Genomic DNA, 25,932 nt, shown 5'->3' on the forward strand with positions numbered 1-25,932 from the left:
GGCACCCCACGACTCAGAGGTCGAACTTAAACGACAGGTCTTCGGGGTAATCGCCGAGCGCCGTGAGAGTGGCGGCCGTGCGCTGCAGCGCCGCGAGCGTCAGACCGAGCGTCTGCGGACCGAAGCTCACCCGCGAGATGCCGAGTTCAGCGAGACGTTTCAGGGGGATTCCGCCGAACCCGCCGATCGTGGACAGACGGCCGTGAACCTCGTCGAGCGCGCGCTTCACAAGGTCCTCGTCGCGCAGGCCCAGGAAGAAGATGACGTCTGCTCCGGCGTCGAGGTAGGCGTTGGCGCGAGTGACCGCTTCCTCCCAGGACCCGCCGCCCGCGAGGGTGTCGACCCGGGCGTTGATCACGAGGGGGATTCCGGTCGCGTCACCGGCTGCGCGAGCCGCTGCGACGCGTGCGACCGAGTCGTCGATGCTGCGCTGCGGACCGGTCGCCGCCTCGAGCGAGTCTTCAATGTTGATGCCGACAGCACCGGACTCTTCGATCAGGCGTCGGACGTTCTCGCCGACTCCGTCAGCATCTGGCGCGTAGCCCTTCTCGAAGTCGACGGAGAGCGGCAGGTCGACGGCGCCGGCAATGATGCGGGCAGCCTCGATGGCCGCGTTGACGGTGAGGCCCTCATTGTCAGGAACCCCGCGAGCAAAAGACACCGAATGAGACGCGCTCGCGAGCGCTCGGACTCCCGGTGCTTCGGACACGATCTTCGCGGTGATGGCATCCCACACGTTGGTGACGATGAGGGGATCGCCCGGCTTGTGCAGGGTGTTGAGCAGTTCGGCTTTCTCGCGTTGAGTCGTCATACCCTCAGTCTGGCGACAACGCCGGGCCGCGCGCCAGTGCGTGCGCAAGCCCTATGGCACAATCAACCGAATTTCAAGACCCACAGCAGGGCACGCAATACTGGTATTCATGAACGCCAACCCGAACGAGCCCGAACTGACGGCCGTGGTGCGTGCTGACGGAACCGGTCAGATCACCTTCGACGGTTCGACCTCACCCGTGTACGCGGGCAGCGTGGCCGACATCCGCGCCACGATCATCGGTCGCGCCATCGCGATCGCGACGGAGCGTGGCGAGGCTGTGCACATTGCCATCGCCGACCTCGACGGGCTCTACCCGCTGCGGGTTGACCCCAACGGCAACGTCGAAACCACGGGAGCTGTGACGCCGTTGGAGGAGAGAGCGGATGCATCGGCTTCCGCCGATTCCGCCCGTCACGATACCGACAGGGCCAAGCAGAGCGACGTGCCCGAGTCCCAGGCCGCTGTCATTCCGCCGCCTCCGGACGGCATTGCCCTGTTCGACGCAGCCTTCGATGCCGCCCCAGCGCCGGCACCGGCGCCGTCTCCCGCAGCTCCGACTCCGGTGCGAGCGGTTGGCAGCCCCGCCGACCGGGCCTCGACCGCGCCATTCCCCGGCGACCCGAACGCTGGCGCTCATGTGCCCTCCGCCTATTTTCGGCGATCCACCGAACTGGAGGTCGACGCTCACACCGAGCCACAGGCATCCGTTTCCGCACAGCGGGAACAGACCCCCTCAGTTTCGCCGACCCCGTCAACGGCGGAGAAGGACAGCCCCACCCTCGACGACTTCCTGCAGTCACGACCTGACGCGCCGGTCGGACCGGCGAAGAATGGCTGGCAGGGGCTGATCCGACGCGCGACAGGCGGGCTGATCTCGCCACGCCCCGGCAAGTCAGAGCTCGCCCATCGCAGTGCGGTCGAGCGGGTGCAGCGCAGTCTCAAGGGGCCGCGCACCATCGTCGTGCTGAACCCCAAGGGCGGCGCGCACAAGACCACCGCGACCCTGCTGCTCGCGGCGACCTTCGGCATCCACCGCGGTGGCTCGACGCTCGCGTGGGACAACAACGAGACGCGCGGCACGCTCGGGTGGCGGGCGCAGCCGTCACGGCACACCAACACCGCGGTTGACCTGCTGCACGACCTCGACCGGTTCAGCGACGTTCGCTCCGCTCGCGTTGGTGATCTCGACAACTATGTGCGGGCGCAGGGTGACGCCCAGTTCGACGTGCTGGCGTCGGACGAGGACGCCGCTGCCTCATCCACCATCGACGCGAGCGCGTTCCGCAACCTGCACTCAACGCTCAGCCGGTTCTACCGGGTGCTCGTCATCGACACCGGAAACAACATGCGGGCGTCGAACTGGGAGGCAGCGGTTGAGGCAGCCGACCAGCTCGTCGTGGTGACCACCGTGAACGAAGAGACGGCGGCAAGCGCAGCCTGGCTGCTCGACGGGTTGCGCCAGAAAGGTCACCAGGACAAGGTGGCACAGGCCGTGACCATCCTCTCCTCACCCGGTGACGCGCCGCAGCCCGACCTCTCGCGACGGCTGCACGAGCACTTTGCAGCACTCACCCGCACCGTGCTCGAGGTACCGTACGACCCCGGCTTCCAGAGCGGTGGCCCGCTCAACGTTGACGTGCTCTCACCAAAAACCCGTGAGGCCTGGCTTCAGGTCAGCGCTGCGGTGGCCGACGGGCTGTAGGCCGAGCGAATGTCATCGGCCGGGCGACAGCGACTTGACCATCTCGAGTTCGCGACGGCTCGGGTCGAGGACATAGGGGAACGTCCTGCCGGTGTCCTGGTAGCCGTGTTTGGCGTACAGGGCGTGAGCGCGGGTGTTGTCTTCGTGCACGTGCAGGAGGATCCGGTCGGAGCGTTGTGCTGCCCAGTCCTCGACGCTTGCCAGCAGGGCCGCTGTGACGCCAGCCGCTGTTCCGCGAAACTTCGGCGTGACGTAGACGCCGACGAGCATCGGCACCGTGGTGTACTCCGGTGTGTATGCACCCATCGTGCCGATCCAGCGTCCGGAATCGGTAATCGCGGCGAGGACGGTTCCGCCCTCTGTCGTGCCCCGCCTACCGCGCATCTTCCACTCGGCGTCGCCGTGGCTTCGCGCCGTGTCGAGGGTTTCGCCGAACGCGATCGGTGTGTCGCCGAGCATTTCCAGCCGAAGGGCACGGACCTCGCGCCAATCAGCTTCCGTTGTTGGTCGGATAGAGAATCGGGTGTCGCGCATCGACCCAATCTAACCGAATCGACGCAGTGCAGCCGGGTACTGACAGGACCTCGCTCAGGGGTGGGGTTCACGCGTAGTGTCGGGTCACGACATTCTCTCGGCCTCGCCCTCGAAAGGAACACTGCATGTCCACCTGGCTCATCACCGGCTGCTCAACCGGCCTCGGTCGCGCACTCGCGACCGCCGTTCTCGCTCACGGTCACAACGCCGTTGTCACGGCTCGCGACGTGACGTCCGTATCGGATATCACGGATACCGCACCGGAGTCCGCACTCGCGCTCGCGCTGGACGTCACGGACCCGGCCCAGGTGGCGGCAGCGGTGGCGGAGGCCGAGAGACGGTTCGGGACGATCGACGTGCTCGTCAACAACGCCGGCTACGGCTACCGCTCGGCGATCGAGGAGGCCGAGCCCGAGGACGTCCAGCGACTGTTCGACACCAACGTGTTCGGCGCCGTTGCGATGATCCGGGCAGTTCTGCCGGGAATGCGGGAGCGCCGGTCGGGTGCCATCGTCAACATCTCGTCGATCGGTGCCCGCCTGATGCCACCGGGCTCGGGTTATTACGCCGCAACGAAGGCGGCGCTGGAAGGATTGTCTGGTTCGCTCGCCAAGGAGTTGGCTCCACTCGGCATTTCGGTGACGGCCGTTGAACCCGGCGGCTTCCGTACCGATTTCGCCGGCCGGTCACTCACCCAGTCGGCAACCCCCATCCCGGACTACGCCGAAACGGCCGGGAAGCGTCGCAAGGAGAACGACACGGTACACGGCACGCAGCCCGGAAATCCCGGCCTCGCGGCAGAGGCAATCATCACCGTCGTCGAAGCGCCGAACACCCCGACGTTCCTGCTGCTTGGCTCAGACGCGGTCGCGGCGTACGACGAGACCGCCCGAGCGCAGCAGGCCGAGGTCGACGTGTGGCGAGACCTCAGCGCGAGCACCGACTACCCGCCGGAGGATGCGCAGGAGTAAGTTGGGCGGTTTAGGCGCCCGGTCCGGCAGCGACGAACTCCTCGGCCCGGCGGGTGATCGCTGCCCAGTCTTCCGAGGCCAGGGCGGCCGACGACACCAGGTCGCTGCCGGCGCCGACGGCATGAGCACCGGCAGCAATCCAGTCGCCGAGGTTTTCCGGAGTCACCCCACCGGTGGGCATCAGCGGAACATCCAGGAACGGACCGCGGAGGGCGCGCAGGTACGCCGGGCCACCGAGAGACGCGGGGAAGATCTTCACGACGTCGGCTCCGAACTCGACCGCTGCCATGACCTCGCTTGGTGTAAGAGCTCCGGTCAGCACGAGGCGACCGGTGCCTTTCATCGCTGCTGTCAGCTCGGGTCGCGTACCGGGACTGACAAGGAAGCGGGCTCCGGCGTCGGCGGCCTCGGTCGCCTGCTGTGCCGTCGTGACGGTGCCTGCTCCGAGGTAAATTCGGTCGCCGTATTTCGCATCGAGCTCGCGAATCACCCGGGCGGCGTCCGGGGTTGAGTAGGTCACTTCGAGGCCCGTGATGCCGCCTTCGACCAGGGCGTCTGCGGCGAGCAGGGCTGATTCGGCCGATGGTGCCCGGAGTACAGCGAGGACGCGGGCCTCTGTGAGCGAGGACAGAGTCATGGTGAAGCCTTTCGCGATTGTTCAGGAGGTGTCAGCGGACCGTTGGTGTGGAGCGCATCAGGGCGGCTACGTCGGCGCTCGTCGGGATACTGGGCGAGGCACCTCGGCGCGTGACCGTGAGCGCACCTGCCGCGATGGCGCGGCGGATGGCATCCGTACTGTCATATCCCGCGGCAAGTGACGCCCCCAGATAACCGGCGAAGGTATCGCCGGCTGCGGTGGAGTCGACGACGTCGACGCGGAGGGCGTCGAAGTATTCAACGGTGTCGGCGGTCACCAAGACAGCGCCGGCGGCGGCCAGGGTGATCAGTGCTGATCCGGTGCCGCGTGCTGTGAACCAGCGACCCGCCTCAACCGCGGTAGCCGCATCGGTCACTCGGATGCCTGTGAGCAGGGTGGCCTCGGTCTCGTTTGGTGTGACGATATCGACGAGGGGCCAGATGCTGTCATCGAGGGTAGCGGCCGGGGCCGGATCGAGGATGACGGTGAGGCCCGCCTCCCGGGACCGGCGGATGGCATGCAGGGTGAGCTTTTGCGGTGTCTCAAGCTGGGTGAGCATGACGCGGCAGCGCGGCGCGAGGTCGGCGATGGCCGCGTCGATGTGGTCTGCGCTGAGTGCGTCGTTGGCGAGGGGGACGACGACGATGTTGTTTTCGCCGGCAGCGTCGACCCGGATGTGGGCGATCCCAGACGGACCGGGCACGCTGTGAACGTTCTCGACGCCTACGCCAGACGTGGTGAGGTCATCGAGAAGCATCCGGCTGAACGTATCGTCGCCCACGCAGCCGACCATGTGTGCCTGCCCTCCCGCACGCCCGGCGGCGACGGCCTGGTTGGCACCCTTACCGCCCAGCACCAGGGAAAAGTCGTCGCCGAGCAGGGTTTCACCCGGAGCGGGAAGGCGTGTCGAGAAGGTGGTGAGGTCGGCGTTGATGCTTCCGATGATGAGGACGCCTGTGGACGAATCGGAGGGGGTCATAAAGCGGCCTTTCGAACGTCGATGAGAGGCGCGGTCGCGGGGACCGGGTCCGCCCGGGCGGGTCATCTCCGTGATCGTGAAGACTCCGTCGTCGATGCCCGGCGTAGGAAAAGCCTACCGGTCACTGCAATCGTTGCTGCTTGGCCTGCACAGGCAAGAGGAGCAGCAAGCCGATGAAGATCACCAGCACGATGCCGAGTATTCCCCAGTACTGCTCGCCACCCACGGTGATAAACAGAGCGAACGCGGTCGGTGCCAGGAAGGACACCGCGCGTCCGGTGGTTGCGTAGAGTCCAAACACCTCGCCCTCGCGGCCGGCCGGAATGAGCCGAGCCAGGAACGAGCGCGAGGCAGACTGCGCCGGGCCAACGAAGAGGCAGAGGGCGAGGCCGAAGATCCAGAACATGTTTTGCCCGCCGTCGTGCAGGAAGAAGACAGCGAGGCCGGCGAGGACCAACCCGATCAGGGACGCCATGATGACCGGTTTGGCGCCGAGTTTGTCGTCGAGCAAGCCCACGGTGATTGTCGAGATGCCGGCGACGACGTTGGCAGCGATCGCGAAGATGATGACCTCACCAGCGGTGAACCCGAACCACCCGGCGGCGAGTACGCCCCCGAACGTGAAGACACCTGCGAGCCCGTCACGGAACACGGCGCTCGCCAGGAGGAAGTAGACGGTCTGCCGGCTTTCGTTCCAGAGTTTTCTGATGTCGTTGAAGAGCCGAGCGTAGGACGCAAAGAAACCGACCTTCGCGCGCCGAGCGCCGACGCCTTGGTACTCGGGAACCGCGAAAAACACGGGAAGCGCGAACAACCCGAACCAGATGGCAGACACCAGAACGGTGACACGAATATCCATGCCGTCCTGCCCGGTGATGCCAAACAGCCCCACCTCGGGCTGGATGAAGCCGAAGTAAACGATGAGCAGCAGCACGATTCCACCGAGGTAGCCGAGACCCCAACCGATGCCGGACACTCGGCCGATCGTTTGTGGTGTCGACACCTGGACGAGCATGGCGTTGTAGTTCACGCCGGCAAACTCGAAGAAGACGTTGCCGGCTGCCACGAGGAGAAGCCCAAGCCAGAGGAAGCCTGGGTCAGGCTGCACGAAGAACATGGCCGCGGTGATCGCGACGACGATGTAGGTGTTGACGGCGAGCCAGAACTTGCGGCGTCCGGAGCTGTCGGAGCGCTGCCCGGTGACGGGAGCCAAGATGGCGATGAGGAGGCCGGCACCAGCCAGCGCCCAGCCCAGCTGAGCGGAAACCTCGGCCTCGCCGCCGAAGGCGTCGCTGGTGAGGTAAACCGTGAAGACGAAGGTGGTGACGACCGCGTTGAAGGCTGCGGAGCCCCAGTCCCACAGCCCCCAGGCGAGAACCTGCTTGGAAGCGGTCTTCTTCGGAGCCTCGGAGAGTGCTGCAGCTGTTGTCGGTGCCGCCTCGTTGCCAGCGTTCGTCATCATGATGCTCAGGTTAGTGGCACAGCAAAGCGCCAGAGTGAACCGCTGGTTACCGTGTCCCGGTCAGAGCAGCTTGCGCGCCAGCGCCCACGCGGTCAGTTCGTGTCTCGACGACAACTGCAATTTTCGCAGGACGCTCGACACGTGCGTCTCCACGGTTTTGATCGAGATGAAGAGGGATGCTGCGACCTCCTTATACGCATAACCCCGCGCGATCAGCCGCATCACTTCCTGCTCGCGGGCCGACAGCCGGTCCAGCTCGTCTGAGGCCTCGGCTGTCTCGCCGGTGACGGCGCCAAAGGCGTCGAGAACAAAACCGGCCAGTCGGGGCGAGAACACGGCGTCTCCGTCGCGAACGCGCCTGGCAGCATCCGAGACGTCCGACCCTGAGGAGCTCTTCGTGATGTATCCGCGTGCCCCTGCGCGGATGACGGTCACGACATCGTCGGCGGCATCGGAGACACTCAGCGCAAGGAATCGGGTGGATGGCGCGTGCGGTGCGGCACGGCGAATCACTTCGGCGCCGCCACCGCCTGCCCCACCGGGAAGGTGCACGTCGAGGAGCACGACCTGCGGCTGCGCGCCGATCACAAGGTCAACCGCTTCGTCCACGGTCGCGGCTTCACCGAGAACGCTGATGTTGCCAGCCAGGTCGGCGCGCAAACCGGAGCGGAAAATGGAATGGTCATCAACGATGACCACCGTGAGGGCACCGTCGGTCGGTTCAGGCTTCGTCATGGTGTCCTCCGTGGCTGAGGGGCAGAAGGAGTCGGATCTCGGTTCCCGCTCCGCCCGGGCCAGCGGCGAGCTCGGCTGTGCCACCAATGCGGCGCATCCGGCCGAGAATGGATTCACGCACGCCCATCCGGTCGGACGGGATGTCGTCGAGGGTGAAGCCTGGTCCACGGTCGGTGATTGTGAGCTCCACCGCGGTGGGCGATGACTCGAGGTAGACCGACACGGTGCCGCCCGCGTGCCTGGCGGCATTGAGCAGCGCCTCCCGAGCGGCGCCGAGCAGCGCGTCGGGAACGGCGCTCGGGCTCTGCCCGGCGGAGACAACCTCGATGCGCACGGCATATTCCTCTTCGATCACCGCCGCGATCCGTCGCAACTCGTCGGCCAGATCGACCGAGCGCCCGGGGGAGCCCGCGAACAGCCAGTCCCGCAACTCCCGTTCTTGCGCGCGAGCCAGCCGGGAGGCTTCGCTCGCCGGGTCGGCCTTCTGCTGGATGAGCGCCAGCGTCTGCAGCACCGAGTCGTGGAGGTGGGCGGCGATCTCCGCTCGATCGGCTTCGCGCACCCGCGCGGCGCGCTCGTCGGCGAGGTCTCGGCTCAACCGCACCACCCACGGTGCCACCACGATGGCGACACCGACGAGTACTGCGATGGACGCCGCAAACACCGTCCAGACGTTCGGTTCCTCGCCGGTGACGAAGAACAGGAGAATGCCGAGCGCCACAAGGATGAGCGCACCGAGTGCCCGGATGACGAGCGCTGATGACGACGATGACCGCTGCTGGCGCAGGTCATCGAACTGGCGCCAGGCTAACCCGGCTCCGCCGAGCACCACGATCGCCGGAATGACGAAATCGAGCGGCACATCCGCTCCGAGCCGCGCGGCGACGAGCGCGGCCGCGGCCGCAAGCAGGGCCATGCCCAGCAGAATCTCGGTGACCGGGGCCGAACGGCGGGAAGCATCGGCCCCACCGTCGTCGCTCGGCAGGGTCAGCACGTGCTTGAGCGGATCCGCCGCGTACCCGGCAACCGGAGTCACCACCCATAACCAGAGATACATCAACAGTCCCGCACCGCCGCACACGCTGAGCACGACGGTGAGCGTGCGCACGAGTGGAAGCGGAAGCCCGGTGTGATCCGCAAATCCGGCACACACCCCGCCGACAAGCCGCACCCGCGGCCGTGTCATCAGTGCGGTGTCCATGCTGCAATCCAAGCACCCCGAGCGCCACCCGCGCGGCTCATCGGCAAAACTCAGGGTCCGGTCAGGGGGATACCCCATGGCCGCGTGCGTCACCCCAGCGCCAGAATCGCACTATGAACGACGCACCCTTCCCCTCCAACGCTTCGACGGCGACGCCATCGCCTGAGCCGCGGTCGAACTTTTTCGACTGGATTCGCGGCACCGGAATCTCCCGCACCGACGACGCCTGGCTCGGCGGAGTGGCTGGCGGCATTGCCCGGCACACCGGCGTTGACCCGCTCATCATCCGCGGCGTCATCCTGGTGGTGGCGGTGCTGGGCGGTCCAGCGCTGTTCCTGTACGCGGTGGCCTGGGCGCTGCTCCCCGACAGCTCGGGCCGCATCCACACCGAACGCGCCCTCCAAGGAATTTTCGACCCGGCCGTCATCGCGATCACCGTGCTCATCGCCCTCACCTTTGTCCCGTTCATGCGCGGCATCTGGTGGCAGGGAGCTCCCGCTTTCTGGAACATGCCGGAGTGGCTCGAATCGACCCTCCGCACCGGATGGGTGCTCGTGCTCGTTGCCAGCCTGGTCTGGCTCACAATCGTCATCGCCCGTCGAACGCCTCAGTCGGCAACCGAGGCGCCACCCGCCCGCTCCCACGCCGATTTCTGGACCAGTCCCGCGACACCTCCTGCCGGTGCGTCGTTTGCGTCAGCAACGGATGCTCCGGCGAACGCAACAACGCCCGGTCCGTCCGCTCCCGATTCGGGTGCCGCTCCCAGCGCCGGGACCTCGTCGGCCTGGTTCCCCACCCCCGAATCAGCGCACTCGGGATCGCCGGACCCCCGTGTCTACGGAGCCGTGTGGAACCCGGGCCCCACCGCCGAGCAACGGGAGGCCCAGCGCCGCGAGCGTGATGCCATCCGCGCGCAGAACCGGCGTGAGCACGAGGAACGCTACCGGCGCCGCCAGCCCGGCGCCGCGTTCGTCTCGATCGCCCTCGGGCTCGCCGTCCTCGGGGGAGTCTTCACGACCATCGCGCTCGGCTACGCCACGGTGTCAGACACATCGGTGCTCATCGGCGTCGGCGTTGCGCTCGGTGTTATCGCGCTCGCCACGGTGATCGCCGGCATTCGTGGGAAGGAAAGCGGCGCGCTCGGCTTCTTCTCGATCGTGGCGATCCTCGTCCTGCTCTTCGTCGGCGTGTTCCCTCGCGGGACGTCCGTCTCCGTGGTCGGCAACACGATCTGGGAGGTCACTGAGGCTGCCCCGCGGTCATCGGCGGGCTACTCGATGGCTGCCGGGTCGCCGACGCTCGACCTCTCGGCACTCGACGATCGTGGTGCCGAGGTGGGCGGGGTCGTGGAGCTCTGGCTCGGTGCCGGCACCGTCACCGTCGACCTGCCCGAAGATGTGCCGGTCATCCTCCAGGTCGCTGGCGGAGTCGCGGGGCTCAGCTACGTGGACGACGGCGAGCTCCGTGAACGCGGTGCGCCGCTGTACCGCGAGGTCGTGCGCTTCGGCGACACCTCCAGTGACGACACCACAACCGTTCGAATCTGGCTCGGCGCCGGCAGCGTCGACCTCGTGAACAGTGAAAGGAACGCACGATGAGCGACTCCGAGAAGACCCAACCGTATGAATCGCGGCCAAATAACGATGCGGATGCCACCGACGTGCTGTTTCCCCACGCCTCGTCGTCGAGCTCGAACCCGGTGATTCCGGCGCGGGCACCCGGTGAGGAGCGTCTCCGTCCTCGCTTCGGGACGATCTTCTGGGGCGTGATCCTCCTGGTGTTCGCCGCATTCATGGTGACGAATGCGATCGTGCCGTTTGTTCTCGACCCAAGCACGTGGATAATCGCCGGGTTAGTGGCCGGCGGTGTGGTTCTCGTCGGCGCAGGAATCGCGGCGGCAATGCGGAAAAGCGACTGACGGCATCCGCTTCGCACGAAGAAAGGCGGCTCCTTCGGGAGCCGCCTTTCTGCGTGACCGGGACAAAAAGTTGAGTCGGTACGGCTCAGGATTCGCTGTGAGAAGTTGACAGCGCTAGGAGGCTGAGTAAACTTGAGTCATCGCCGCTCAACTATGAGTGGCTCCCACAACTTCGAATTGCGGGCCCAGCATAACGGGTCACCGTCGAACCAGACCGTTCGCGGTCTCAAAGGAGAAAAAGACACATGGCACGTGCAGTAGGAATTGACCTCGGAACCACCAACTCGTGTGTGGCCGTTCTTGAAGGTGGCGAGCCCACCGTCATCGCGAACGCCGAGGGTCTTCGCACCACCCCATCGGTGGTTGCGTACACCAAGGATGGCGAGGTGCTCGTCGGTGAAACCGCAAAGCGCCAGGCCGTCACCAACGTTGACCGCACCATCGCGTCGGTCAAGCGCCACATGGGCACCGACTGGAAGTTCGCGGTCGACGAGAAGAAGTACACGCCGCAGGAGATCTCGGCTCGTATCCTCGCCAAGCTCAAGCGCGACGCTGAGCAGTACCTCGGCGACACCGTGACCGACGCGGTCATCACGGTTCCCGCATACTTCAACGACGCTGAGCGTCAGGCAACGAAGGAAGCCGGTGAGATCGCCGGACTCAACGTGCTGCGCATCATCAACGAGCCGACCGCAGCCGCCCTGGCCTACGGCCTCGACAAGGGTAAGGAAGATGAGTTGATTCTCGTCTTCGACCTCGGTGGTGGAACGTTCGACGTCTCGCTGCTCGAAGTGGGCAAGGACGACGACTTCTCGACCATCCAGGTGCGCGCCACCTCTGGTGACAACCGCCTCGGTGGAGACGACTGGGACCAGCGCATCGTTGAGCACCTCATCAAGCGCTTCAAGGAGACCACTGGCGTCGACGTCTCGAACGACAAGATCGCCAAGCAGCGCCTCAAGGAAGCTGCCGAGCAGGCCAAGAAGGAACTGTCCTCGGGCATGTCCACCTCGATCCAGCTGCCGTACCTCTCGCTCACCGAGAACGGCCCGGCCAACCTCGACGAGACGCTGACCCGTGCACAGTTCGAGCAGATGACCTCTGATCTCCTCGACCGCACCAAGAAGCCGTTCCAGGACGTCATCCGTGAGGCCGGCATCAAGGTCGGCGACATCGCGCACGTTGTGCTCGTTGGTGGATCGACCCGTATGCCCGCCGTTTCGACCCTGGTCAAGCAGGAGACCGGTGGACAGGAGCCCAACAAGGGCGTTAACCCTGACGAGGTCGTCGCTGTCGGTGCTGCACTGCAGGCCGGTGTGCTGAAGGGCGAGCGCAAGGACGTTCTGCTCATCGACGTCACCCCGCTGTCTCTCGGTATCGAGACCAAGGGCGGCATCATGACCAAGCTCATCGAGCGCAACACGGCCATCCCGACCAAGCGCAGCGAAACCTTCACCACCGCGGACGACAACCAGCCGTCCGTTGCGATCCAGGTCTTCCAGGGTGAGCGCGAGTTCACCCGTGACAACAAGAACCTCGGAACCTTCGAGCTGACCGGAATCGCTCCGGCTCCGCGCGGAATCCCGCAGGTTGAGGTCACCTTCGACATCGACGCCAACGGCATCGTGCACGTGTCCGCCAAGGACAAGGGCACGGGCAAGGAGCAGTCGATGACGATCACCGGTGGTTCCTCGCTCGCGAAGGAAGACATCGAGCGCATGGTTCGCGAAGCTGAAGAGCACGCTGCGGAGGACAAGGCCCGCCGTGAGTCGGCCGAGACCCGCAACAGCGCTGAGCAGCTCGCATACTCGATCGACAAGCTGATCAAGGAAAACGACGACAAGCTGCCCGAGGACGTCAAGAGCGAGGTGCAGGCTGATGTTGACGCTCTGAAGTCCGCGCTCGCCGGCGACGACGACGCAGCGGTCAAGACCGCCTTCGATAAGCTCAACGAAAGCCAGACCAAGCTCGGCGAGGCCATCTACGCTCAGGCCCAGCAGGAAGCCGCTGCAACCGGTGAAGCCGGAGCTGAGCAGCCGACTGATGCAGCATCCGACGAGGATGTTGTGGACGCCGAAGTTGTCGACGATGAGGAAAGTGACAAGAAGTAACAATGACTGACACGAACCCGACTCCAGAAGACGGTGACGAGGTTCAGCCAGTGAACGAAGGGTCGGAAGCTACGGCTTCCGGCCCTGCGTCGCAGGTGGACCCCGAATCTCCCGAGACCACAGACGACGAGCTCACCGTTGAGGACATCCTCAACGCCACGCAGGCCGAAGGCCTGGAAGACGAGCTCGACAACGAACGCGCTGCTGACGCGGAACCCGAACACGAGCACCTCGTTGACCTCAAGCGGCTGAGCGCCGAGTACGCGAACTACCGCAAGCGCACCGAGGCCAACCGCGAGGTTGAGCGTGAGCGCATGACGGGCGACGTCGTGAAGGCACTCCTCCCGGTGCTCGATGACCTCGACCGCGCTGAGAAGCACGGCGACCTCGAGGGCGACACCCCGTTCTCGGCTATCGCCGCGAAGCTCCGCACGAGCGTCGCCAAGCTGGGGCTCGCCCCGTTCGGTGCGAAGGGTGAGCCGTTTGACCACAACCTCCACGAGGCGATCTTCCAGCAGCCGAGCCCGGACGTTGAGGTCGAAACCATCCTCGACGTCGTCGAGACCGGCTACACGGTCGGATCAACACTGCTGCGCGCGGCCAAGGTCGTTGTCGCCGTTCCTGCTGAGTAGGCGCGATGGCAAGTCAGGACTGGTTCGATAAGGACTTCTACAAGGTTCTTGGTGTGAAGAAGGACGTCACGCCAGCGGATCTGAAGAAGACCTACCGCAAACTCGCGCGGCAATACCATCCGGACTCAAACGCCGGTGACTCTAAAGCCGAAGAGAAGTTCAAGGAGCTCAGCGAGGCCTACTCGGTTCTCAATGACCCTGAACAGCGCAAAGAGTACGACGCCGTTCGCGCCATGGGATCCGGAGCGCGGTTCACCGCGCCCGGGTCCGGTGGCGGCAACGGGGGCTTTGACGATGTCTTCGGCGGCATGTTCGGTGGCGGTGCTCGTGGAACGAGCTCGAGCTACCAGCAAGCCGATTTCGAGGATATCCTCGGCGGCATGTTCGGCCGCGGCGGTGGCTTCGGCCAACCAACCGGCGGTTACCGCGGGTTCGGTGGACCGACGCCGGGGCGCGACCTCACGGCATCGACCACGCTCGACTTCCTCACGGCGATCAAGGGTGACACCATCACCCTGCAGACCGCCGAAGGTCGCACGATCAAGGTAAAGATTCCCGCTGGTGTCTCGGACGGACAGAAGATCAAGCTCCGCGGCAAGGGTTCACCGTCGCCTGACGGCGGCCCTGCCGGTGACCTGGTTCTCTCGGTGACCGTTCGGAAGCACCCGGTCTTCGAACGCGACGGACTCAACCTCCGTGTGAACGTGCCGGTGACCTTTGTCGAAGCGACGCTTGGGGCCACCATCGAGGTGCCGACGCTCGGCGGCGACCCGGTTCGACTTCGCGTCGCTCCCGGAACGCCGTCCGGGCGAGTCCTTCGAGTGAAGGGCCGCGGAGTCGCCACGTCGAAGGGCACCGGCGACTTGCTCGCCGTTGTCCAGGTGGCAGTGCCGTCTCACCTCAACGCTGAAGCCCGCGAAGCGCTCGAGCGGTTCCATGAGCTCGAGCCGAAAGAGAACCCGCGTGACGACCTGATCGCGCGCGCGAGGGGATAACCAATGGACGAGAATTCGCCGATCTTCGCGATCGCGATAGCGGCCGAGCTGGCCGGAATGCACCCGCAGACTTTGCGGCAGTACGACCGGCTCGGCCTCGTCTCGCCTACCCGAACGGCGGGTAAGTCCCGCCGGTACTCGATGCGCGACGTTGTGCAGTTGCGCGAGGTCGCCCGACTGAGCGCCGAAGGCGTGAGCCTGGAGGGCATCGGCCGAATCCTCGCGCTCGAGAACGAGGTCACCGCTTTGAGCGCCCGGGTCCGGGAACTCGAACATGCACTCGCCGATGAAATGCTCAAATCGCCAGGGCGCCGGGTGTTCGCGGCCGGAGCACAAGGCGACGTCGTTCCGCTGAAGAGTGGTACCCGAGCGCAGCGCCGCACGGAACTTGTCGTGTGGCGGCCGTTCCAGCGATAACAACCGCAGGACCCTGGTACCACGGGACCCTCTCCGTCGTGGTACTGCCAGGGGTTCCGAGCCCCCATGCCCAGGTCTAGGCTGGCCGCATGAGCGACCAGAAGCCGCCGGCAGGGCCGGAACAGGAACCCCAACAGCCGACGGAAAATGAACCTCCGTACCCGGCGAACGTCCAGAACAGCACTGCGGGCGCAGCCTCAACGCAGCCCCCCGCCGGTCCGCCACCCGGCTCTCCTCAGGCACCCCCTGCCAGCTCCCAGCCACAGCCCGGCTCGCCCCAGGGACCGGTCCCGGGACCGCTTCAGCATGGCGCTACGCCGAACGGATATCCGGGTCAACCCGGCGCGGGTTACGGGGGATACCCGCCGCAACAGCAGGGGTACCCGCAGCAACCGCAGGGCTACCCGCAGCAGCCGCAACAGGGTGGATACCCGCCGCAGCCGCAGGGGTACCCGCAGCCGCAGCAGAGTGGCTACCCGCAGTCGTACCCGCCCCAGCCGCAGCACAGTGGCTACCCGCAGTCGTACCCGCCCCAGCCGCAGCAGGGCGGCTACCCGCCGCAGCCCGGCTACCTGCAACAGGCACCGCGCCCGGCCGCGCCACCGCGCCCGCCTCTTGCCCCTCGCCAGAAGCGCGGCGCCATGCTGGCCGGCGCCGTGAGCTTCACTCTGATGAGCCTCGGGTTCACCCTGTTCATCATTCCGCTGGTGATCGGGCTGTTCGGGGCCTTCTTCGGCACTCTGTTCACCTACATCGCGAACAACAACCCCGAAGACTTCACCGTCAACGGCGGCCCGGCCCCCGAAGACGTCAGCCAGATCGTCTCCGACCTCTGGGCGACATTCCTGCCCTGGCTGATTGGCTCGCTGATTCTCGGCATCATCATCTGGATCCTCGGCTACTTCTGCAGCCTCTGGATGCTGCGCAGCCACCGCGTCAATCGACCCGTTGCCGTCACCTGGAGCGGCCTGGGCATCGCGATCGTCGGCAGTTTCCTGCTCAGCGCCCTGAGCTCACCGATCAGCGGGTTGTTCGGCCTCGGCACACCCAACTTCGACAGCGATGACTTCTCCGGCTCTGACTCAATTCCGGGATTCGAGAATTTCGATTTCGGCCCGATCATCGGTCTCGGCGTGCTGTTCTTCCTGCTCAGCCTTCTCGTCAACGCCGGGATCGGCCTACTGAGCTGGTGGTGGATGGCCCACGCCTTCCGCGACCGTTCCGCCCTGTCCGAGAACGAGCACCCCGAGACCCGGCTACCCTGAACAGGTGACTGACTTCCCGTTCGACCGGCTTCGACGCTGGCCTGACATCGAAGCCGCCAACCTCTTCGCGTACGACGCCACCGACAAGCTACTTCTCGAGACGGCCGCCGACGCCCTCCGTACCGCCGCCCCCGGCGACACGGTGGTCGTCGGCGATCGGTATGGTGCGCTTACCCTCGGCGCCTTGCATCAGAACGTGTCCGGAATCCGCACACATCAGGATGACCTCTCCGGTGAGCGCGCACTTGACGCGAGCGCGGCGTCCTTATCGATCACGGATGCTGTCACGCACGCACCATTGGACGCCTCCCTTTTTCGGGACGCCCGCGTGGTGCTGATGCAACTGCCGCGGTCGCTCGAAGCCCTCGCCGAGACCGCGGAGCTCATCGCCCGGCACGCCGCCCCCGGCGTCGCCGTGTTCGCCGGCGGCAGGATCAAACACATGAGCCGGGCCATGAATGACGTGCTCGCCCGGTACTTCGGCTCGGTCACCGCATCACTCGCGCAGCAGAAATCACGGGTGCTCGTAGCCCGCGATCCTCGACCGCCCGTGGGGGAGCTGGCCTGGCCGGCGCGCGAGTTTCATGCTGATCTGGGTCTCACGGTGTGCGCCCACGGTGCCGCGTTCGCTGGCACCAAAATCGACATCGGCACTCGCTTCCTGCTCGAGTTCCTCGACCGGTTGCCCGACGTTCCTCGGGCCATCGACCTCGGCTGCGGCACCGGAGTGCTCGCCACCCTGGCGGCGCGTGCCCGACCGGCCATGCAGGTGATCGCAAGCGATTCATCGGCGGCGGCCGTGGCGTCCGCTCAACAGACAGCACTCGCGAACGACGTTGCTGATCGAGTCACCGTGGTGCGTGATGACGGTCTCTTGAGCCAGCCCGACGGCTCATCGAACCTCATTTTGCTCAACCCGCCGTTCCATGTCGGGGCGACCGTGCACGCGGGCATCGCACAGAAGCTGTTCGACGATGCCGCCCGGGTGCTTCGGCCGGGCGGCGAACTCTGGACGGTGTGGAACTCACACCTCGGCTATCGCCCGGCGCTCGAGCGCACGGTCGGGGCGACGCGGCAGCTCGGTCGAAACGCGAAATTCACCGTGACGGTGTCGACGAAGCGCTGACGGGTCACAGCGGGGTTGGCAACCCCCTCCGCTGTATTCGCGCCGTGCGGTTGGCTTGACAGAGTGAGCACAGAGAACTTTTCGCATGACGACCTTGAACGCACAGCCCGGGAACGCTTCGGGTGGGACGACCTGCAGGGCGGGCAGATCGAGGCCGTTGAGGCGTTGCTTCAGGGCCGGGATGTGCTCGCCGTCATGCCGACCGGATACGGCAAATCTGCGATTTACCAGCTGGCCGCCGCGCTGCTCGGTGGTGTCACCGTTGTGGTGTCCCCGCTCATCGCACTGCAGACGGATCAGGTTGCCGGACTTGCCGAGCTGCCGAACGCGCCGGCTGCTGTTGCCATTAACTCGAGTCTTCGACCTGCCGCGCTCGAGGCTGCGTGGCAGCGGGTCTCCGGTCCCGATGGCGGCATCGTCTACCTCGCCCCTGAACAACTGGCCAAGGACGAGACCGTTGAGCGCCTGCGCGATCTCGGCGTGACGCTATTCGCCGTGGACGAGGCGCACTGCGTGACGGCGTGGGGTCACGACTTCCGCCCCGACTATCTGCGGCTCGGCGATGTGATCGAGCGACTCGGGCACCCGCGAACGGTGGCGCTCACTGCCACAGGCTCGTCACCGGTGCGCCGCGACATCGCCGAACGACTCCACCTGCGTGACCGCCTTGAGATCACCCGCGGATTCGACCGACCCAACCTGTGGCTCGAAGTGACGCGGCACGTCGAGGCGAGCGAGAAAGAGCGGGCCGTGATCGAGCAGGTCACGGCTCTCTCGAAGCCGGGTCTGCTCTACGTCGCGACCCGGGCAGACACCGAGCGATATGCGGCCGAACTCGAGGCGAGAGGCCTGCGCGCTGCGGCCTACCACGGCGGACTTCGAGCCGCCGATCGTCGGGCCGTGCACGATGACTTCACCTCCGACCGCGTTGACGTGGTCGTCGCCACCTCCGCCTTCGGGATGGGGATCGACAAACCCAACGTCCGTTTTGTGGTGCACGCGGCCGTGCCGGAATCGGTCGATGAGTACTACCAGGAGATCGGCCGTGCGGGGCGTGACGGAGAACCCGCCGCCGCCAACCTGCACTATCGCAGCGAAGACCTGGGACTTCGGAAATTCTTCGCGTCCCGCAAACCCGACGAAGATGCCCTGCGCCGGGCGTACACGGTCATCGCCCACGCCGACAAGCCGGTGAAGGCGACAGAGCTCGCTCGAGAGCTCGACATCTCCAGCCGCGCGGCTACCGGACTCGTCAACGCGCTCGCCGACGCCGGGATGGTGCGGGTCGACCGGCGTGGCAGTACGGCGACGAGCTCCGCCCGAGCGCACACAGCGGTGAGCGCCGCTGTCGAGGTCATCGAGGAACGCGAGCGCATCGAGGAGTCGCGGCTCGAGATGATGCGAGGCTACGCCGAGACGACCGACTGCCGCCGGCTGTTCCTGCTCGGCTACTTCGGTGAGCAGCACTCCGAACCGTGCGGAAACTGCGACGTCTGCCGCCGCTCAGGCAACCAAACGCCTGAAGACGGAGCCGGTGCCACTGCCGCCACGAGCACCATTCCATTTAGCCCGCAGTCGAGTGTGGTGCACACTGAGTGGGGCCCGGGAACGGTCATGCGGGTTGAGGACGACCGCCTGACAGTGTTCTTTGAGCATGAAGGCTACAAGGTGCTCTCGCTCGAGCTGGTCACTGAAAACGGTCTCCTGCAGACGGCGTGACCGACCGGCGCTACAGTTCCGCTTCGTAAGTGCCGAAGTAGTCGAAGTCGATGACGGGCGGGTGCGATTCCCACTCTTCCACTTCCGCTTGGACCTTCTCGATTGACTCAAATCGCACACCGATGTGGGGTGTAATCATGACGCTGACGGCCGACCGGCCGACGGTTTCCAACTCAACGAAACCGGCTCCATTCTTGGCCGCTTCCACGATCCTGGCCTTCAGCTCGTCGAGGTCTTGCCCGGGCCTCAACACAAGCATCTGTCCGTCGATGCGCACCGTAGTGATCTTCATTTCGCCCTATCCCGGGCGACTTGTCGTTCTGCGCTCGTTAATGAAGGCTACGCGCGTCGATCTCCAAATTGTGAGGTTGGCCCAGATTCACAGGTGCCCCTCGTCACCACGCCATCGGGTGTGAGCTTCACTGGTCGCCGTTCAGCGTCGCGCGAACACATAGTTGTCGAGGAGGTAGTCGGCGATCGCCATTGACGAGGTCGCGGCCGGTGACGGTGCATTGCGCAGCAGGGTGACGGGTCCCACCTGGTCTACGGCGAAGTCATCGACGAGCGCTCCGCCCGAATCCCAGGCCTGCGCGCGCACCCCGGCCGCCGTTTTGCGCGTCAAATCCTTCATCTCCAACTCGGGCACGAAACGTCGAGCATCCTGGAAGTACACACTTTTGAGAACGGATGCCGTCACCTCCTTCACCCCCATCCGCCAGTGTTCGCGGGCGAGAGTCGCCGCTCCGGGCCAACGCAGTGAGGCCCAGGTGTCCTTCACTGAGATCCGTCCCCACGAATAGCCCTCACGAGCCAAAGCGGGAACAGCGTTGGGTCCGACGTGGACGTCGTCGTAGACGCCACGGGTGAAGTGCACGCCGAGGAACGGGAACCGCGGGTCGGGCACGGGATAGATCATGCCGCGCACGAGGTGCTGCCGGGCCGGGTCGAGTTCCCAGTACTCGCCGCGGAACGGGAGGATCTTCGGTGACGGCGATGCGCCGACGAACCGGGCAACGATATCGGATTGCAGCCCGGCGCAGACGATGAGTCGGTCGAAGCGCAGGTCCGCCGTCGGGGTCACAACGCGCACCCCGCCGGGTTCCTGCCTGATTCCGGTGACCTCGGACCCGAGCAGGATGTGGCCACCGGCGCGACGCACGTCATCGGCCATGGCTTCGGTGATTGCCGCGTAGTCAACAGCCGCGGTGTGTGGTGAATGCAGGGCGGCGACGCCCGCAGCGTGCGGCTCGATCTCGCGCAGCTCGGTCCCGGTCACTCGCCGCAGGTCAGGAACGCCGTTCAGGGTCGCGCGGTCCTCGATCACCGCGAGGGCGGCTCTGTCGTCGTCGGTAACCGCGACGACGAGTTTGCCGACCTCGCGATAGGGCAGGTTCTTCTCGGCACAGAACTCGCGAGTGAGCTCCCGGCCAATCGCGCACAACTGCGCCTTCAACGAACCCGGCGGATAGTACAGACCAGCGTGAACGACACCGGAGTTGCGGCCCGTCTGGTGCAGGGCCAGCCGACGCTCCTTCTCGATTACGGTCACCTCGCCGTCACCGCGCTGGGTCAGCGCGCGGGCAATGGCAATCCCGACGATGCCGCCCCCGATGACTCCGATTCGTTCCGTCATGCAGTCGCTCCTCGCGGCCAGCCAAGCTGAGCTTTCCTCAACTGTTTTAGCTTAGGGTGCCCGGCCCGATTCCCTCAGGCCCTCATCCGGGGGCTGTAACGTGAGCGGATGCCCCGCCGCTTCACACCCGTCGAAGAGCTCATCGATGCTCGCGCCCACGCGTGGCTGGATGGGGTGCCGACCGACGGCATCCGCTCAAAATTTATTGAGTTCCTCGTTTTTGGCGCCAAGCAAGCGTGGGCGTGTGTCTTCGGTGCGGCGTTACTCGCGGTCATTCTTGCCGCCCGGCTTTGGTATCCAGACGATGCCGCGCTCGCCCGCAACGACGCCCTCACCCTCGCTGCCATCGCAATCCAGATCCTCATGGTCGTTCTCAAACTCGAGACGCTGCGTGAACTCCGGGTGATCATCCTTTTTCACATCGTCGGTACCGGCATGGAGCTCTTCAAAACCGATGTGGGCTCGTGGATGTATGAGGCGGACGGCATTCTTCGACTCGGCAGTGTGCCGCTGTTCAGTGGATTTATGTACGCCGCCGTCGGTTCGTACATGGTGAGGGTCTACCGGCTCTTCGACCTGCGGTTCTCGCGTTATCCCCGGCTCTGGATCACGGCGATCCTGGCGACCGCCATCTACCTCAACTTCTTCACTCACCACTTCATTTGGGATTTCCGCTGGGTGCTCCTCGCCGCCGTTGCCGTGATCTATGCCCGGACAGTGATGCACTTCCGCTTTTTCCGGAGAACATTCCGGATGCCGTTACTCCTCGGATTCACGCTCGTGGCGTTCTTCATCTGGCTGGCGGAGAACATCGCCACCTGGGCCGGTGCGTGGGCATATCCCGATCAGGTCGACGGCTGGCAGATGGTATCTGCGTCGAAGCTCGTGTCCTGGTTCCTGCTCATGATCATCTCGGTGGTGCTCGTCACCTGGGTCTACCCGCCCCGCGAACCTGACGTCGCCGCCGTCGAGCCGCAGGGCTCGGAGCAGGACACGATCGCCGACGGTATGTAGAGCATTGTCAGGGCCCTAGGCTCGAAACCATGAGTATTCGCGTCGAGGATTCGGCTGTTCGTCCAGCCCTGAGTCCCGAACTGCGGCGGCGCCGCGCCGCTATCTTCCTGTTCATGCTCACGGTGGGCGTCGGACTTTCCTCGTTCATCGTTCGCACCCCGGCGGTGCGCGACCTCGTGCATGCGAGCACGGCAGAGATGGGTCTCATCCTCTTCGGTCTTTCGGTGGGATCGATGACCGGAATCTTGAGTTCTGCCGCACTCGTGCGGCGGTTCGGTGCCCGCCGGCCCATACTGATCGGTGGCACGGCGTTCGTTACGGGCCTCACCCTGCTCGCAAGCATGGCTGGCCTCGGGCAGGGCGTCGGCGTCTTCGTCGGCCTCGTTGGTATTGGTCTGGGTTTTGGGCTCGCGGAGATCGCGATCAACATCGAGGGTGCGGCGATTGAGGTTGCGTCGGGCCGCTCGATTCTGCCGGTGTTGCACGGATGTTACAGTCTGGGCTCCGTGATCGGAGCGGTCGCGGGCATCGGGCTGACCGCCGTCGCGTTCCCGGTATGGATTCACCTCCTCGTCGTTGCTGCTCTCGCACTGATCGCACTGCTCTGGGCCATCCCCAAGATCCCCACTACCACAGGACGTCAGGACGCTCACAGCAGCGCCCCGCCCGGGCTCCGCGCTCAACTCGCCGTGTGGAAACAGCATCGCGTGATCATGCTCGGCCTCATTGTTCTGGCCCTCGCGCTCGCCGAAGGGGCTGCGGGCGACTGGCTGCCGCTGCTGATGGTTGATGGACACGGCGCGACACCGGCAGTCGGCTCCATCGTGTTCGCGGCGTTCGCACTCGCCATGACGATCGGACGTTTCTCGGGCGAGCCGCTCATCGAACGATTCGGCAAACCAACTGTCCTGCGGGCGAGTGCGCTCGTCTCGGCAGCGGGCATCGCCCTGGTGATCTTCTCGGACAACATCGTAATTGCTGGTCTTGCCGTCGTTCTCTGGGGGTTGGGCGCAGCGCTCGGTTTCCCCCTCACACTTTCCGCCGCTGGCGAGAGCGACGACCCTACAACAACCGTTGGCGCCGTCGCCTCAGCGGGTTACGTCGCCTTCCTCGTCGGCCCACCGCTCCTCGGGTTCCTCGGCGAGCAGTTCGGGCTCCGCGGGGCAATGATCGTCGTTCTCATCGTTGTCGCGGCCGCTGCGATTCCGACGTCCGCGGCCAGAACTCCTGCGGCACCCGCGATCAAAGAGTGACGTCGTCCCCGGCGCTGTCGAGGTAGGCGAGCTGCGCCTCCACCGAATCCTCGGCTGCACACCGCACCGAGGCATCGACGTCGGGATACACCGTGTCGGTGATAGACCCGACGTTTGCCCGGGCGCCCAGGACTCGGCGTGCGGTCCGCACCTCGTCGAGCCGCTGAAGCCGGTGCTGGAGGTACCTGCTGCTGATTTCGTGAAGGTTGGGCACCGCGGGTCCGTGACCCGGGCGCACCGTCATCGCGTCGAGGTTGCGTAGTCGGTCAAGCGAGTCCAGGTAGTCGCCGAGGTTGCCGTCGGGCCGCGCGATGACGGTTGTCCCGCGTCCGAGGAGAGTGTCTCCGGTCAGGATGGATCCGAATGGGCCATCATCGGGGAGCACGAAACAGACCGAGTCCGCCGTGTGCCCCGGCGTTGTCACGGCTGTGATCCGAACTCCGGCTGCAGTGATCTCCTCGCCGTCAACCAGCGGGTCTCCGCCGATGCAGAACGCCGGGTCGAGTGCTCGCACCGGTGCGCCTGAACGCTCATGTAGTTCGGCGCTTGCCTCGGTGTGGTCGCCGTGAAAATGCGTGATGAGGATCAACTTGACTGAGCCGCTGGCCATCAGTGCGTCGATGTGGTCGGCGTCACCCGGGCCGGGATCGACGATGACCACCGATCCAGATCCGGGTGCTCGAACGACGTAGCTGTTCGTGCCATCAAGCGTCATCGGCCCCGGGTTCGGCGCGAGAACCGCTCGGGCGAGCGCGCTGGGGTGCGCCGTCACCACTACCCGAGTGCGCGGAGCCGGGGTGCCAGGTCGCGCTCGAACAGGTCGAGGAACCGCTTCTGGTCGTGGCCGGGTCCGTGGAAGACGAGGTGGTTGAGGCCGGCGTCAATGTAGGGCTTGATCAGTGAGACCGCTTCGTCCGGGTCGCTCGACACAATCCAGCGCTTCGCCACCTGCTCGATCGGCAGTGCGTCGGCCGCCGCCTCCATCTCGGTCGGATCATCGATCGAGTGCTTCTGCTCGGGTGTCAGCGACAGCGGAGCCCAGAACCGGGTGTTCTCGAGTGCGGTGTCTTTGTCGGTGTCGTAGGAGATCTTGATCTCGATCATCTTGTCGATCTCGGCAACGTCGCGGTTCGCCTTCTCGGCACCCTCCGCGACAGCGGGGAGGAGCTTGTCGGTGTAGAGCTCCATGCCCTTGCCCGACGTGCAGATGAAGCCGTCGCCAGCGCGACCCGCGTAGCGTGCGACCACAGGCCCGCCCGCGGCTACGTATACCGGGATGCCGCCTTCGGGCACGTCGTAGATTGACGCTCCCTGCGTGCGGTAGTACTCGCCCTCGAAGTCCACCCGGTCGCCAACCCAGAGCTGGCGCATGAGGTCAACCGACTCACGGAGCCGGGCAAACCGCTCCTTGAACTCGGGCCACTCGCCCCGGAAGCCGGTGGCGATCTCATTGAGTGCTTCGCCGGTGCCGACCCCGAGGAAGATGCGTCCCGGGTAGAGGCAGCCCATCGTCGCGAAGGCCTGTGCAACAACAGCGGGGTTGTAACGGAAGGTCGGTGTCATCACCGAGGTACCAATCGTGATGCGTTCGGTTCGCTCACCGACGGCGGTCATCCAGGCCAGGGAGAACGGAGCGTGGCCGCCGTTGTGTCGCCAGGGCTGGAAGTGGTCACTGACCGTGACGCTGTCGAAACCGTGCTGCTCCGCCTGCACACCGAGCTCAACGAGCTCGCGTGGGCCAAACTGCTCGGCCGATGCCTTCAAACCCAATTTCAACAACAGTGCCTCCACGGTGATGCAATTTTCGACGGCGGTCGTCGTCTTCTCGACACTATCCCGCTATCGCGTGAGGCCCCCCAGTGGTGGGCAGATTGTCTCAGGGAATTTACCGGGCACAAAAGTCACGGGCTGTGCTTTGTCGCTCGTCAGTGCAAAGCTGGAGGGGTGCCCCAGGTTGATGAACTGCAAGATCTCGACGAGCAACTGACGCTCGGCGAGCCATGGAACACCGTCGTCTGGGACGACCCGATCAATCTCATGACCTACGTGGCATGGGTATTTCGCAGTTACTTCGGCTTCTCCCAGGCACGGGCCGAAGAGCTCATGCTGCAGGTGCACAACAACGGTCGGGCAACCGTCGCCACCGGCACCCGTGAAGAGATGGAACGCCACGTCGCGGCCATGCATCACTACGGGCTGCTCGCCAGCCTGACCCGGAGCGAACGATGAGGGCCTTCGGCGTTGCCTCCGGCGGAGAGATCCTCGCCGAGTTCGAGTCGCAAGAGGTCATGATGTTCACTGACCTCGTGCAGCAGATCATCGCGCTTCTCGTGCGCGTGAAGGAGGGCGAGGCAGACATTGACGGCGCCGTCCTCTCTCGCCTGTTCCCCGATGCGTATGCTGACGACATCGAAGCATCCGACGAATTCCGGCGTTTCACCATCGACGACCTCATTGACCGCAAGATTGAGAACGCTCAGGGCGTGCTCGAATCGTTCGACAAGGCCGGCGTCCGCGCCACGGCAGAGGGCGACGTCACGCTCGTGCGGCTCGATCGCGAATTCTCGATGTACTGGCTTGGCACCCTCACCGACCTGCGGCTGGTGCTCGCCACGAACCTCGGCATCGGCACCGAAGCTCCCGCCGTTGAAGGCGCAGACAACGAATATGTGCAGAGCCTCTACGAGTGGTTCGGCTTCACTCAAGGCTCGCTGATTGAGGCGCTCGAAGAGGTCGAAGGCATCAGCGGTTAGATCGAACATCAGGCGGGCGGATGCTCCGGCGGCAGCATGCAGGACCCTCGGCCGGTCGCCG

26 protein-coding genes are annotated in these 25,932 nt (G+C 65.4%); 15 read left to right on the plus strand and 11 right to left on the minus strand.

All coding sequences use genetic code 11. The features are described from left to right. Positions 1-13: 13 nt before the first annotated feature. On the minus strand, positions 14-811 hold the full coding sequence (locus L1277_RS07040; protein WP_253375646.1) for an isocitrate lyase/phosphoenolpyruvate mutase family protein: 798 nt from the start codon (positions 809-811) through the stop codon (positions 14-16). Positions 812-920: 109 nt separating this feature from the next. Between L1277_RS07040 and L1277_RS07045 the strand changes: the two genes are divergently transcribed. Continuing rightward, a complete protein-coding gene (locus L1277_RS07045) occupies positions 921-2,516 on the plus strand; it encodes a chromosome partitioning protein (protein WP_253375647.1) in 1,596 nt (531 codons plus the stop codon). A gap of 12 nt (positions 2,517-2,528) precedes the next feature. Here the strand turns inward: L1277_RS07045 and L1277_RS07050 are convergent, their stop codons facing one another. Then, positions 2,529-3,050: an N-acetyltransferase gene (locus L1277_RS07050; RefSeq protein ID WP_253375648.1), complete on the minus strand. Its 522-nt coding sequence runs from the start codon at positions 3,048-3,050 to the stop codon at positions 2,529-2,531. Between the two features lie 125 nt (positions 3,051-3,175). Between L1277_RS07050 and L1277_RS07055 the strand changes: the two genes are divergently transcribed. After that, positions 3,176-4,021, plus strand: a complete 846-nt coding sequence (locus L1277_RS07055) for an oxidoreductase (protein WP_253375649.1) — start codon at positions 3,176-3,178, stop codon at positions 4,019-4,021. Between the two features lie 10 nt (positions 4,022-4,031). Here L1277_RS07055 and L1277_RS07060 read toward each other — a convergent pair whose 3' ends face one another. The 5 genes from L1277_RS07060 to L1277_RS07080 all read right to left on the minus strand — a co-directional run bounded on the left by L1277_RS07060 (position 4,032) and on the right by L1277_RS07080 (position 9,035). Further along, on the minus strand, positions 4,032-4,658 hold the full coding sequence (locus L1277_RS07060) for a bifunctional 4-hydroxy-2-oxoglutarate aldolase/2-dehydro-3-deoxy-phosphogluconate aldolase (RefSeq protein ID WP_253375650.1): 627 nt from the start codon (positions 4,656-4,658) through the stop codon (positions 4,032-4,034). Between the two features lie 31 nt (positions 4,659-4,689). Further along, positions 4,690-5,637 carry a ribokinase gene (gene rbsK / locus L1277_RS07065; protein WP_253375651.1) on the minus strand — a complete coding sequence of 316 codons (948 nt, stop codon included), beginning with the start codon at positions 5,635-5,637 and terminating at the stop codon, positions 4,690-4,692. 121 nt (positions 5,638-5,758) lie between these two features. Then, positions 5,759-7,096, minus strand: a complete 1,338-nt coding sequence (locus L1277_RS07070; protein ID WP_253375920.1) for an MFS transporter — start codon at positions 7,094-7,096, stop codon at positions 5,759-5,761. Between the two features lie 63 nt (positions 7,097-7,159). Then, positions 7,160-7,834: a response regulator transcription factor gene (locus tag L1277_RS07075; protein WP_253375652.1), complete on the minus strand. Its 675-nt coding sequence runs from the start codon at positions 7,832-7,834 to the stop codon at positions 7,160-7,162. Continuing rightward, on the minus strand, positions 7,821-9,035 hold the full coding sequence (locus L1277_RS07080; RefSeq protein WP_253375653.1) for an ATP-binding protein: 1,215 nt from the start codon (positions 9,033-9,035) through the stop codon (positions 7,821-7,823). The genes L1277_RS07075 and L1277_RS07080 overlap by 14 nt, the downstream gene beginning before the upstream one ends. Positions 9,036-9,148: 113 nt before the next feature. Between L1277_RS07080 and L1277_RS07085 the strand changes: the two genes are divergently transcribed. From L1277_RS07085 to L1277_RS07125, 9 genes are all read left to right on the plus strand, one after another. Then, on the plus strand, positions 9,149-10,633 hold the full coding sequence (locus L1277_RS07085; protein WP_253375654.1) for a PspC domain-containing protein: 1,485 nt from the start codon (positions 9,149-9,151) through the stop codon (positions 10,631-10,633). Further along, positions 10,630-10,953: a hypothetical protein gene (locus tag L1277_RS07090; RefSeq protein ID WP_253375655.1), complete on the plus strand. Its 324-nt coding sequence runs from the start codon at positions 10,630-10,632 to the stop codon at positions 10,951-10,953. The genes L1277_RS07085 and L1277_RS07090 overlap by 4 nt, the downstream gene beginning before the upstream one ends. Positions 10,954-11,198: 245 nt before the next feature. Then, positions 11,199-13,064 (plus strand): molecular chaperone DnaK, encoded by a 1,866-nt coding sequence (dnaK, locus tag L1277_RS07095; protein ID WP_253375656.1) that lies wholly within the window; start codon positions 11,199-11,201, stop codon positions 13,062-13,064. Positions 13,065-13,066: 2 nt separating this feature from the next. Continuing rightward, positions 13,067-13,696 (plus strand): nucleotide exchange factor GrpE, encoded by a 630-nt coding sequence (locus L1277_RS07100; protein WP_253375657.1) that lies wholly within the window; start codon positions 13,067-13,069, stop codon positions 13,694-13,696. Positions 13,697-13,701: 5 nt separating this feature from the next. Then, positions 13,702-14,691 (plus strand): DnaJ C-terminal domain-containing protein, encoded by a 990-nt coding sequence (locus L1277_RS07105; RefSeq protein ID WP_253375658.1) that lies wholly within the window; start codon positions 13,702-13,704, stop codon positions 14,689-14,691. Between the two features lie 3 nt (positions 14,692-14,694). Then, positions 14,695-15,108 (plus strand): heat shock protein transcriptional repressor HspR, encoded by a 414-nt coding sequence (locus tag L1277_RS07110; RefSeq protein WP_253375659.1) that lies wholly within the window; start codon positions 14,695-14,697, stop codon positions 15,106-15,108. An 89-nt stretch (positions 15,109-15,197) separates the two neighbouring features. After that, complete coding sequence (locus L1277_RS07115; protein ID WP_253375660.1) at positions 15,198-16,373, plus strand: DUF2062 domain-containing protein; 1,176 nt, start codon at positions 15,198-15,200, stop codon at positions 16,371-16,373. 4 nt (positions 16,374-16,377) lie between these two features. Beyond that, complete coding sequence (locus L1277_RS07120; RefSeq protein ID WP_253375661.1) at positions 16,378-17,499, plus strand: methyltransferase; 1,122 nt, start codon at positions 16,378-16,380, stop codon at positions 17,497-17,499. 63 nt (positions 17,500-17,562) lie between these two features. Further along, on the plus strand, positions 17,563-19,218 hold the full coding sequence (locus L1277_RS07125) for a RecQ family ATP-dependent DNA helicase (RefSeq protein WP_253375662.1): 1,656 nt from the start codon (positions 17,563-17,565) through the stop codon (positions 19,216-19,218). Positions 19,219-19,228: 10 nt separating this feature from the next. On the opposite strand, the gene L1277_RS07130 is transcribed toward L1277_RS07125, so the two are convergent. Together L1277_RS07130 and lhgO are read right to left on the minus strand one after the other, a co-directional pair. Next, complete coding sequence (locus tag L1277_RS07130) at positions 19,229-19,510, minus strand: hypothetical protein (RefSeq protein ID WP_253375663.1); 282 nt, start codon at positions 19,508-19,510, stop codon at positions 19,229-19,231. A gap of 141 nt (positions 19,511-19,651) precedes the next feature. Beyond that, the gene (gene lhgO / locus L1277_RS07135) at positions 19,652-20,851 is read right to left on the minus strand and encodes an L-2-hydroxyglutarate oxidase (RefSeq protein WP_253375664.1); all 1,200 of its coding nucleotides are present in this window, start codon (positions 20,849-20,851) and stop codon (positions 19,652-19,654) included. A 108-nt stretch (positions 20,852-20,959) separates the two neighbouring features. Between lhgO and L1277_RS07140 the strand changes: the two genes are divergently transcribed. After that, positions 20,960-21,865: a DUF817 domain-containing protein gene (locus tag L1277_RS07140; RefSeq protein ID WP_253375665.1), complete on the plus strand. Its 906-nt coding sequence runs from the start codon at positions 20,960-20,962 to the stop codon at positions 21,863-21,865. A gap of 29 nt (positions 21,866-21,894) precedes the next feature. Next, positions 21,895-23,118: an MFS transporter gene (locus L1277_RS07145; RefSeq protein ID WP_253375666.1), complete on the plus strand. Its 1,224-nt coding sequence runs from the start codon at positions 21,895-21,897 to the stop codon at positions 23,116-23,118. Here L1277_RS07145 and L1277_RS07150 read toward each other — a convergent pair. Next, positions 23,108-23,893, minus strand: coding sequence for an MBL fold metallo-hydrolase (locus L1277_RS07150; RefSeq protein WP_374110178.1), 786 nt, complete (start codon positions 23,891-23,893; stop codon positions 23,108-23,110). The two genes, L1277_RS07145 and L1277_RS07150, sit on opposite strands and share 11 nt — an antisense overlap. After that, positions 23,893-24,900 carry a glucose-6-phosphate dehydrogenase (coenzyme-F420) gene (gene fgd / locus L1277_RS07155; protein WP_253375922.1) on the minus strand — a complete coding sequence of 336 codons (1,008 nt, stop codon included), beginning with the start codon at positions 24,898-24,900 and terminating at the stop codon, positions 23,893-23,895. The genes L1277_RS07150 and fgd overlap by 1 nt, the downstream gene beginning before the upstream one ends. Before the next feature lie 162 nt (positions 24,901-25,062). Between fgd and clpS the strand changes: the two genes are divergently transcribed. Further along, positions 25,063-25,347 (plus strand): ATP-dependent Clp protease adapter ClpS, encoded by a 285-nt coding sequence (clpS, locus tag L1277_RS07160; RefSeq protein ID WP_374110180.1) that lies wholly within the window; start codon positions 25,063-25,065, stop codon positions 25,345-25,347. After that, a complete protein-coding gene (locus L1277_RS07165) occupies positions 25,344-25,871 on the plus strand; it encodes a DUF2017 family protein (protein ID WP_253375667.1) in 528 nt (175 codons plus the stop codon). Before clpS ends, L1277_RS07165 begins: the two co-directional genes overlap by 4 nt. Positions 25,872-25,932 lie beyond the last annotated feature (61 nt).

Origin of the sequence: Okibacterium sp. HSC-33S16, from assembly GCF_024171565.1 — a bacterium.
Taxonomy (GTDB): Bacteria; Actinomycetota; Actinomycetes; order Actinomycetales; family Microbacteriaceae; genus Mycetocola_A.

Excerpts from the sequence above, each read along its gene's own strand:
- L1277_RS07040 (WP_253375646.1), bottom strand. The coding sequence starts at position 811 with ATGACGACTCAACGCGAGAAAGCCGAACTGCTCAACACCCTGCACAAG.
- L1277_RS07045 (WP_253375647.1), top strand. The coding sequence starts at position 921 with ATGAACGCCAACCCGAACGAGCCCGAACTGACGGCCGTGGTGCGTGCT.
- L1277_RS07050 (WP_253375648.1), bottom strand. The coding sequence starts at position 3,050 with ATGCGCGACACCCGATTCTCTATCCGACCAACAACGGAAGCTGATTGG.
- L1277_RS07055 (WP_253375649.1), top strand. The coding sequence starts at position 3,176 with ATGTCCACCTGGCTCATCACCGGCTGCTCAACCGGCCTCGGTCGCGCA.
- L1277_RS07060 (WP_253375650.1), bottom strand. The coding sequence starts at position 4,658 with ATGACTCTGTCCTCGCTCACAGAGGCCCGCGTCCTCGCTGTACTCCGG.
- rbsK (WP_253375651.1), bottom strand. The coding sequence starts at position 5,637 with ATGACCCCCTCCGATTCGTCCACAGGCGTCCTCATCATCGGAAGCATC.
- L1277_RS07070 (WP_253375920.1), bottom strand. The coding sequence starts at position 7,096 with ATGACGAACGCTGGCAACGAGGCGGCACCGACAACAGCTGCAGCACTC.
- L1277_RS07075 (WP_253375652.1), bottom strand. The coding sequence starts at position 7,834 with ATGACGAAGCCTGAACCGACCGACGGTGCCCTCACGGTGGTCATCGTT.
- L1277_RS07080 (WP_253375653.1), bottom strand. The coding sequence starts at position 9,035 with ATGGACACCGCACTGATGACACGGCCGCGGGTGCGGCTTGTCGGCGGG.
- L1277_RS07085 (WP_253375654.1), top strand. The coding sequence starts at position 9,149 with ATGAACGACGCACCCTTCCCCTCCAACGCTTCGACGGCGACGCCATCG.
- L1277_RS07090 (WP_253375655.1), top strand. The coding sequence starts at position 10,630 with ATGAGCGACTCCGAGAAGACCCAACCGTATGAATCGCGGCCAAATAAC.
- dnaK (WP_253375656.1), top strand. The coding sequence starts at position 11,199 with ATGGCACGTGCAGTAGGAATTGACCTCGGAACCACCAACTCGTGTGTG.
- L1277_RS07100 (WP_253375657.1), top strand. The coding sequence starts at position 13,067 with ATGACTGACACGAACCCGACTCCAGAAGACGGTGACGAGGTTCAGCCA.
- L1277_RS07105 (WP_253375658.1), top strand. The coding sequence starts at position 13,702 with ATGGCAAGTCAGGACTGGTTCGATAAGGACTTCTACAAGGTTCTTGGT.
- L1277_RS07110 (WP_253375659.1), top strand. The coding sequence starts at position 14,695 with ATGGACGAGAATTCGCCGATCTTCGCGATCGCGATAGCGGCCGAGCTG.
- L1277_RS07115 (WP_253375660.1), top strand. The coding sequence starts at position 15,198 with ATGAGCGACCAGAAGCCGCCGGCAGGGCCGGAACAGGAACCCCAACAG.
- L1277_RS07130 (WP_253375663.1), bottom strand. The coding sequence starts at position 19,510 with ATGAAGATCACTACGGTGCGCATCGACGGACAGATGCTTGTGTTGAGG.
- lhgO (WP_253375664.1), bottom strand. The coding sequence starts at position 20,851 with ATGACGGAACGAATCGGAGTCATCGGGGGCGGCATCGTCGGGATTGCC.
- L1277_RS07140 (WP_253375665.1), top strand. The coding sequence starts at position 20,960 with ATGCCCCGCCGCTTCACACCCGTCGAAGAGCTCATCGATGCTCGCGCC.
- L1277_RS07145 (WP_253375666.1), top strand. The coding sequence starts at position 21,895 with ATGAGTATTCGCGTCGAGGATTCGGCTGTTCGTCCAGCCCTGAGTCCC.
- L1277_RS07165 (WP_253375667.1), top strand. The coding sequence starts at position 25,344 with ATGAGGGCCTTCGGCGTTGCCTCCGGCGGAGAGATCCTCGCCGAGTTC.